The organism is Murinocardiopsis flavida (genome assembly GCF_003014485.1).
Lineage (GTDB): Bacteria > Actinomycetota > Actinomycetes > Streptosporangiales > Streptosporangiaceae > Murinocardiopsis > Murinocardiopsis flavida.
Map to the genome: position 1 here is coordinate 48,198 of NZ_PYGA01000038.1, position 7,186 is coordinate 55,383.

8 protein-coding genes are annotated in these 7,186 nt (G+C 74.2%); 3 read left to right on the forward strand and 5 right to left on the reverse strand.

The features are described 5' to 3' along the window. Positions 1 to 95 precede the first annotated feature (95 nt). Complete coding sequence (locus CLV63_RS31530; RefSeq protein ID WP_106586897.1) at positions 96 to 491, reverse strand: hypothetical protein; 396 nt, start codon at positions 489 to 491, stop codon at positions 96 to 98. 259 nt (positions 492 to 750) lie between these two features. On the opposite strand from CLV63_RS31530, the gene CLV63_RS31535 reads away from it, so the two are divergent. Next, positions 751 to 1,422, forward strand: a complete 672-nt coding sequence (locus CLV63_RS31535) for a GNAT family N-acetyltransferase (RefSeq protein ID WP_106586898.1) — start codon at positions 751 to 753, stop codon at positions 1,420 to 1,422. Between the two features lie 33 nt (positions 1,423 to 1,455). Here the strand turns inward: CLV63_RS31535 and CLV63_RS31540 are convergent, their stop codons facing one another. After that, positions 1,456 to 2,163 (reverse strand): TetR/AcrR family transcriptional regulator, encoded by a 708-nt coding sequence (locus CLV63_RS31540; RefSeq protein WP_211301575.1) that lies wholly within the window; start codon positions 2,161 to 2,163, stop codon positions 1,456 to 1,458. Positions 2,164 to 2,267: 104 nt separating this feature from the next. Between CLV63_RS31540 and CLV63_RS31545 the strand changes: the two genes are divergently transcribed. Next, positions 2,268 to 3,023 carry an NAD(P)-dependent oxidoreductase gene (locus CLV63_RS31545; RefSeq protein WP_106586899.1) on the forward strand — a complete coding sequence of 252 codons (756 nt, stop codon included), beginning with the start codon at positions 2,268 to 2,270 and terminating at the stop codon, positions 3,021 to 3,023. A gap of 226 nt (positions 3,024 to 3,249) precedes the next feature. Continuing rightward, positions 3,250 to 3,807, forward strand: coding sequence for a DinB family protein (locus tag CLV63_RS31550; protein WP_106586900.1), 558 nt, complete (start codon positions 3,250 to 3,252; stop codon positions 3,805 to 3,807). A gap of 114 nt (positions 3,808 to 3,921) precedes the next feature. Here the strand turns inward: CLV63_RS31550 and CLV63_RS31555 are convergent, their stop codons facing one another. The 3 genes from CLV63_RS31555 to CLV63_RS31565 all read right to left on the reverse strand — a co-directional run bounded on the left by CLV63_RS31555 (position 3,922) and on the right by CLV63_RS31565 (position 6,614). Further along, a complete protein-coding gene (locus tag CLV63_RS31555) occupies positions 3,922 to 5,496 on the reverse strand; it encodes a multicopper oxidase family protein (protein ID WP_106586901.1) in 1,575 nt (524 codons plus the stop codon). After that, on the reverse strand, positions 5,493 to 5,867 hold the full coding sequence (locus tag CLV63_RS31560) for a hypothetical protein (protein ID WP_245929252.1): 375 nt from the start codon (positions 5,865 to 5,867) through the stop codon (positions 5,493 to 5,495). Before CLV63_RS31560 ends, CLV63_RS31555 begins: the two co-directional genes overlap by 4 nt. A gap of 228 nt (positions 5,868 to 6,095) precedes the next feature. Next, positions 6,096 to 6,614 (reverse strand): carboxymuconolactone decarboxylase family protein, encoded by a 519-nt coding sequence (locus tag CLV63_RS31565; RefSeq protein WP_106586903.1) that lies wholly within the window; start codon positions 6,612 to 6,614, stop codon positions 6,096 to 6,098. Between the last annotated feature and the right edge of the window lie 572 nt (positions 6,615 to 7,186).

The window sequence follows — 7,186 nt, forward strand, 5'->3', positions numbered from 1 at the left end:
GCGGTCCGGCCGGGGGTCGGGGGCTCGCGTGCGCCGGACGGTGTCTCAGCCGGTCCGGCGGCACGCCCGGGCGGGATGTGCGGGGGCGCGGGCGGTCATGCGGGCGCACGCGTGCGGCGCTCGGCCGCGGCCCGGGCGAGCTGGAGGACGCTCCCGCCGAACATCACCACGCCCAGTGGGACGTGCAGGGCCGTCACCTCCGCGATGCCCAGCGCGATCTGCGCCAGCGTGACCGCCAGGAAACCGGATGCTTGCAGGACGGGTCCGGGCGGGCCGCCGCTCTGCCGCCACACCACGATCGCGGCGGCGAGGTGCAGCAGCACGGCGGCGACCAGCGCACGCGCTCCGAGACTGTGCAGCGCCATTCCGTGGGATGCGGACAGCAGCAGTCCGGCGGTGACGGCCTGGACGAGGACGGCCAGGGTCTGCACGGCGATCGCGGCATGCAGGACCGTGACGCTGCCGCGTCGGGTCCTCGTGGGTGTGGACATGGGCGGTCGTCCCTCCTCGATCTCGACGCCGGTTCGCGGCCGGCGGTCCGGTGTCTCAGCTGTCCGACGACGCGGCAACGGGGAATGTGAGGCGGCGCGCGGCCCGCGCAGGTCGGGGAGTGTCCGGGCGGGACGGCCGGGTCCGCCGCGCCGTCCGGCACCGGGGCGGGTCCGCGCGCCGTCGGACGCCGGGGCGGGTCCGCGTCCCTTGATTCCGTATATCCTGTACACGGTAGGGATCGCATGCTCGGGAGGCGTCGTGGAGATCCGCACCTTCGCGCAGGGCGACCGCGCCGAGCTGCGCGCACTGACCCGGCGCGCGGGCGAGGGAGCCCCCACCGCGTCGCTGTGGGGGCACGCCGAATCCGAACTCGCCGTCTACCTCGCCCCGTACATGGACCTGGCGCCCGACTCGCTGTTCGTCGCCGTCGCCGACGGGGCCCTGGTGGGCTACCTGACGGGCTGCCCCGACAGCGCGGCGTTCCCCGACGACGGCGAGCGCATCGCGCGGGCGGTGCGGGCCCACCGCCTGGTCCTCCGCCGCGGGCCCGCGGCCTTCTTCGCGCGTAGCATGGCCGATGCGGGCTGGGCCGCGGTGCGCGGGCGGCCCGTTTCCGGCGGGTTCGCCGACCCCAGGTGGCCGGCGCACCTGCACATCAACGTCGCGCCCGAGGCGCGCGGCACCGGTGCCGCCGAGGGCCTGATGCGCGGGTGGCTCGGCCGCCTCAGCGACATCGGGTCGCCGGGCTGCCACCTGCAAACCCTGGTCGAGAACGCCCGGGCGGTGCGGTTCTTCGAGCGCATGGGCTTCGTCGCGCACGGCCCGGCACCGATTGTGCCCGGCCTCCGGCACAACGGCGGGCGCGTGCACCAGCGGACGATGGTCCGGCCGGCACCCGGCGCCGAGGACGTGCCCGGCCGGACCGCCTGAGCCCCCGGCCTCGACCCGTTCGCCAGGGCGTCCTCAGGCGCGATCCGGTTCGGGCACCTCTCGGGGGCCGCCGCGGTCCTCGTCGGGGCGCAGTGCGTCGAGGATGAGGGAGAGGCCGAACTCGAACTCGGCCGCGTAGTCGTAGCCCGGTCGGCTGGCGTGCTCGGTGATCAGCTCCGCGAGGTGCGGGTGGGTGCCGGTCGGCAGCGCGCTCAGGATGCCGTCCGCGATGTCGTCGAGTTCGGCGGTGCTCTCGAACGGCAGGCTCCGCTCTTGCAGGACGAAGCCGTAGAGGTAGCTGTCGATCAGCGAGAAGGCGTGTGCCGCCATCGCGACGGAGAAACCGCCCGCCCGCAGGGCGCCCAGGACGGCGTCGTGGTGGCGCAGGGTCGCCGGGCCGGGGTTGCTGCGGGAGTCCAGCAGGCCCACGGCCCAGGGGTGGCGCCGCAGGACGGTGCGCGCGGAGGCGGCGCGGTCGTGCATGGCCTCCTTCCAGCCGGCGGTGGGGGCGGGCAGCGCGATCTCGCCGAACACGGCGTCGACCATCCCGTCGAGGATGTCGTCCCTGCTGGGTACGTGGTTGTAGAGCGACATCGCCTCGACGCCGAGCCGGGCGGCGATCGCCCGCATGGTGACCCCGGCCGTGTCCTTCTCGTCGGCCAGCGCCATCGCCGCGGTGATCACCCGCTCCCTGCTGAGCGGCTGCCGCTTCGTGCGCCCGCCGGTACTGCGCTCGCGCATGGGTGCGCCCTCCCGTTGCCCTTTTCCTTGACGGACTTACGGCGTAAGTCTAACCTGACTTACACAGTAAGTCAGAGTGGTGGTGCGAGAGGCGGGAGCCCGACATGAGCACTGACCGGATGCGGCGGATCTGCGTCATCGGCGCCTCGGGGAAACTCGGGCGGTACATGGTCCGGCAAGCGCTGGACCGCGGCTACGAGGTCGTCGGCGTGTGCCGCGAACGCAGCGTGGCGAAACTCGCCGAGTTCGAGGGCCGCATGACGGTCGTCCCCGGGCCGACCAACGACAGCGAGGTGATCCGGCGGGCGGTCGCCGGATGCGACGGCGTGCTGACGGTGCTGGTCCCGTGGGGTGTGCGGCAGTACTCGTCGGGCACGGCGCAGGCGGTGCTCGACCACGCGGAGCCCGACGCGCGCCTGGTCTTCTCGTGCGGCTGGCACGTCGCCCGCGACGGCGGCGACCGGTACTCCCTGCTGTTCAGGGCGACCGTCCGGGTCGTCGGCGTGCTCGCCCGCCTCGCGCGCGTCGTCGACGTCGACGACCAGGTGGCGGCGTGCCGGCGGATCTTCGCCAGCGACCGGCGGTGGACCGTCGTCCGCGGGAGCGACCTCGAGGAGGGCGAGAGCCAGGGGCTGCCCGTGTGGCGCCGCCACGTCGGCGACCCCGCCCTCGCGAGCAACCGGACCCGGCGCGTGGACTTCGCCCTGTTCATGGTGGCGGCCCTCACCGACGACACGCTCGTCCACGAGGCCCCGGCGATCGTCGGGCGCCGCACACCCAGCGCATTGGCCCACGCCGGCGGCGGTCGGACCACCGGGGCGCCGGGCACCGCGGCCGCACCCACCACGGAGACCTCCTAGAACCGCCGCGCCGGCGGCACGCCGCCGGCGCGGTCAGGTGCGGGTGTCGCTGCGGTCGAGAACCGCCACCGCCACCGCCACCGTCGCGGCCGCATGCTCTGGCGCCTGCACCCGGGATCCCATCGGTGCCGATTTTACGCAGCGGGTCATCTAGGTCATGAACTGGCCTAGACGGCTTCTAACGTTCGTGGTGACACGCGAACAGCAGCGATGAAAGGCACCGACCATGGCCGTCGACCAGCAGACCGCACACGCAGCAGAGAACACGCCCGCCCTTCCCGGGGAGCGCGCCGACCTGCTGTCGACCCTGGCGCAGAACCGCCACTTCCTGCGCTACACCACCCGCGGGATCACCGATGACCAGGCCCGGCAGCGGACCACCGCCAGCGAGCTGTGCCTCGGCGGGCTGATCAAGCACGTCACAGCGGTCGAGTCGAACTGGGGCGACTTCATCCTGAACGGCCCGTCGGCCATGGGCGACTTCACGGAGATGTCAGAGGCCGACATGGCCGAGTGGACCGACGGTTTCCGGCTGCTCCCCGAGGAGACCCTGGCCGGCGTCCTGGCCGCCTACGAGGACGTGGCCCGCCGCACCGACGAGCTCGCCGCCTCGCTCCCCGACCTGGACGCCGACCACCCGCTGCCGGAGGCCCCCTGGAACGAGCCGGGCGCGCGGTGGACGGCCCGCAGGGTGCTGCTGCACATCGCCGCCGAGACCGCGCAGCACGCCGGCCACGCCGACATCATCCGCGAATCCCTCGACGGCGCCAAGAGCATGGGCTGACTCCCGGCCGCGGGGGCACCGCGCCCGGCGGTCCCGGCCGTCGCGGCCGAGGCCCTCGCGGCGGCCGGGGTCCCCGCGGCCTGAGCCTCCCGCGGCGGCCGGGAACACGGCCGGTCAGACCGTCGCGAAGTTGGCCATCATGCCCATGTCCTCGTGCTCGGCGTTGTGGCAGTGGAACATGTAGCGGCCGCGGTAGCCGTCGAACCGGGCGATCACCTCCACCGCCTCGCCGGGGCGCAGGTCGACGGTGTCCTTGCGGCCGGCGTCGTAGGGCCCGGGCGCGCGGCCGCCGCGGGAGAGCACGTGGAAGTGCACCAGGTGCAGGTGGATCGGATGGTGCAGGTCCGCCACGAAGCGCCAGATCTCCACGGCGCCGAGCCGGGGCCGGGCGTCGATCCGGGTGGGCGCGTACGGCTCCCCGTTGACCGTCCAGCCGTGCCGGTCGCCGACCCGCCCGCCGCGGAAGGAGAAATCCCTGGTCACGGCGGCCTGTGCACGGTCGAGCGGGGCGACGTCGGCGAGCCGGTCCGGGACGCGGCTGTCCTCGGCGCCGCGCCGGGCGACACGGAACCGCATCACCCGGGCCGTCGTCCCGGTACCGAGCCGGTTGACCAGGGTGACCTCGGTACCGACCGGGTACCGGCCGAAGTCCACGACCAGGTCGTAGCGTTCGGCCGGGGCGATCGGCAGGTGCCCGTGCACGCGCGGCGCGGCGAGCAGCCCCTGGTCCGCGCCGATCTGGGTGAAGGCCCCGCCGCCGGGCGGCGGCGGGTCGAGCGCGAGGTCGTAGCGGCGGGCGTTGGACGCGTTGAGCACCCGCAGCCGGTGCCGGGCCGCCGACACCTCGGCCACCGGCCACGGCGCGCCGTTCACCAGGATGACGTCGCCGAGCACCCCCTCGACGTAGGGCTCCTCGACGCCGGGCAGGGTGGTCAGCGACGGGTCGACGGACGGGTAGCGCATCGAGCCGTCCGCGGCGAACGCCCTGTCGGTGATCATCAGCGGCAGCTCCCGCTCGCCGCGCGGCAGCGGCAGCGCGTCCTCCTCGTCGTCCCGGACGATGTGGAACCCTGCCAGGCCGCGGTAGACGGCCGGCCCGGTGAAGTCCATCCGGTGGTCGTGATACCAGAGCGTCGCCGCCTGCTGCCGCAACGGGTACCGGTACTCGCGCTCGCCCCGGGTGACCGTCGCGTCCGGGTCGCGCATTCCCGTGTGCCCGCCATGGGAGAACGCCGCGTGCGTGCCGTCGGCGGGCAGCACCAGGTCGGTGGCGTACCCGTCGGAGTCCGGCGGGGTGCGGCCGCCGTGCAGGTGGACGACCGTCGGCACCGGGAGCTCGTTGCGGTGCCGGACGACCGCGGTCCGGCCGCTGCGGGACTCGATGGTCGGCCCGGGGAAGGTGCCCTGGTATCCCCAGATCGGCGTGCGCAGCCCGGGCAGGATCTCCGCTGTGGTCTGCCGCTGGACTATCTCGTACCGGTCGGCGTCCGCGTCCTTCGCGACCGGCGCCAGCACGGCCGGGACCGGCAGCGGGACCTGGAACGGCGCGGGCAGCGGCACCGCGCTGCCGAGGAGTTCCCCTGTCGCCGCGGCGCGCCCGACCAGCCGCGGCCCGGCGGCCCCCGCGGCGAGCAGCACGCCCGCCCCGCCCGCCAGGCCGAGGAACCGGCGCCGGGACGGCCCGCTCATGGCAGTACCTCCGGCGCCGCCCCGTCCGTCCGCCAGATCCCGACCAGCATGAGCGACGCGAACACGGCGAGCGCGACACCGAGCGGGACATGCAGGTCCAGCGCGCCGGACAGCCCGGCGAAGTACTGCCCGGACTCGCACGTGAACAGCAGCAGGCCCGCCCAGAACGGCCAGCGCGTCCCGACACGCCACCAGAGCAGCGCCGAGGGCACCAGCTGCACCAGCGCGAGGTAGGTGACCACGTCGGCGCCCAGCGTGTGCAGCGCCAGCATGTCGTAGTCGCCGATCAGGTACCGGCCGGCGAACACCGGCTGGGCGAGGATCGCGGCGGTGTGCGCTGCGGCGACCCAGCGCAGCACCCCCAGTACCACCCGGCCACGCGCCCGGTGCGGTGTCCGACGGGTCCGACGGGCATCGGCGGCTTCGGCCATCGCGCTTGCCTTTCCGCTGTAGTTGGCTGGACCGGCCGCGCCCGGAGTGCCCGGGGCCAAGGATGCCCGAGGGGCCGGGATGCCCGAGGGGCCGGGGGGCCGGAGTGCCCGGCGCGGTCACAGCGCCGGTACACCGGAACACCGGACCGCCCCGTGCCCGTTGGCGGCTCAGCTGCCGTGGTTCGTGCCGGGCCGCCTGCCGGGGATCGGCCTGCCGACGAGGACGACCGGGACGAACAGGTAGAACTGGCCGAGCGCGATGGTCAGCGTCCAGAGCGCCGCGTCGTCGTAGTGGGCGGCCGCCCTCGTGAACAGCTCGTCGGACACTCGCTCCCCGAACGGGTTCGGGGCGAGGACAGCCTCGGCGAGCTCCAGCGCCACTCGTTCGGCGCCGGTGAAGTAGGGGGCGTCCCGCCACGTCGCGACGGCGGTGATGCGCGCCTCCGATTCACCGGCCGCGCGCAGCTGCCGGGTCGACCCGATGGAGTGGAAGGTGCCGCCGACGACCTGCCAGGCGCGGAGCTGCATCAGGCCGATGGTGGTCTGCGGCACCCGGCCGTTGCGGAGGGCGTAGTGCGCGGCCTCGGAGAGCGCCGCGATCTCGGGGAACACCGTGGTGAGGTCGGGCGGGGGCGACTGGATGTCGTCCTGCCCCGTTGGCAGGTCGGCTGCCGTGGGTGTGGACATGGCAAGGTCTCCCTATTTCTCGGTATCCCCCGTGCGGCGCCGTTCTCACGGTCGGAGGCGGAAGGGGGTCGCCGCGGCGGCATCCCCAGGGGTCGCCGCGGCTGCGCCTCCTGGGTCGCCTGGGCGGCATGCCCGAAGCGGGGCCTCCCGGCCAGGGACCCGCGGGCCGCCGCACGGCTCTCCGCGTGCCGGACGGTGCCTTACTTGTTCGACCGGACAGCCCCGCGGAATGTGAGGTGCCGGACGAATCCGCCGCTCCGCGCACGGCTCCGCGCGGACCCGACAGGAGACCTACGCGGGAGGACCATCGAGCGCGCCGACCGGATGGCCGGGCTGGCGAGGCCGTGCCACGAGGGACGAGCGCACGTCCGACCGCTGATCGATCGGACGAGGGCACGTCCGACCGCTGATCGATCACCGCTATCGCGTCGACCTCGATCAGGTACCCGGGCTCGGCGAGTACCGCGACTCCCTGTTCCGTGCCGGGTTCTTTAGAGGCTCGGAACCAACGCTCTATCCTCTGCTGACCCGAACTCCCGCTGGTAGTGATCGGCCTCGAACTCCGCGGGCGG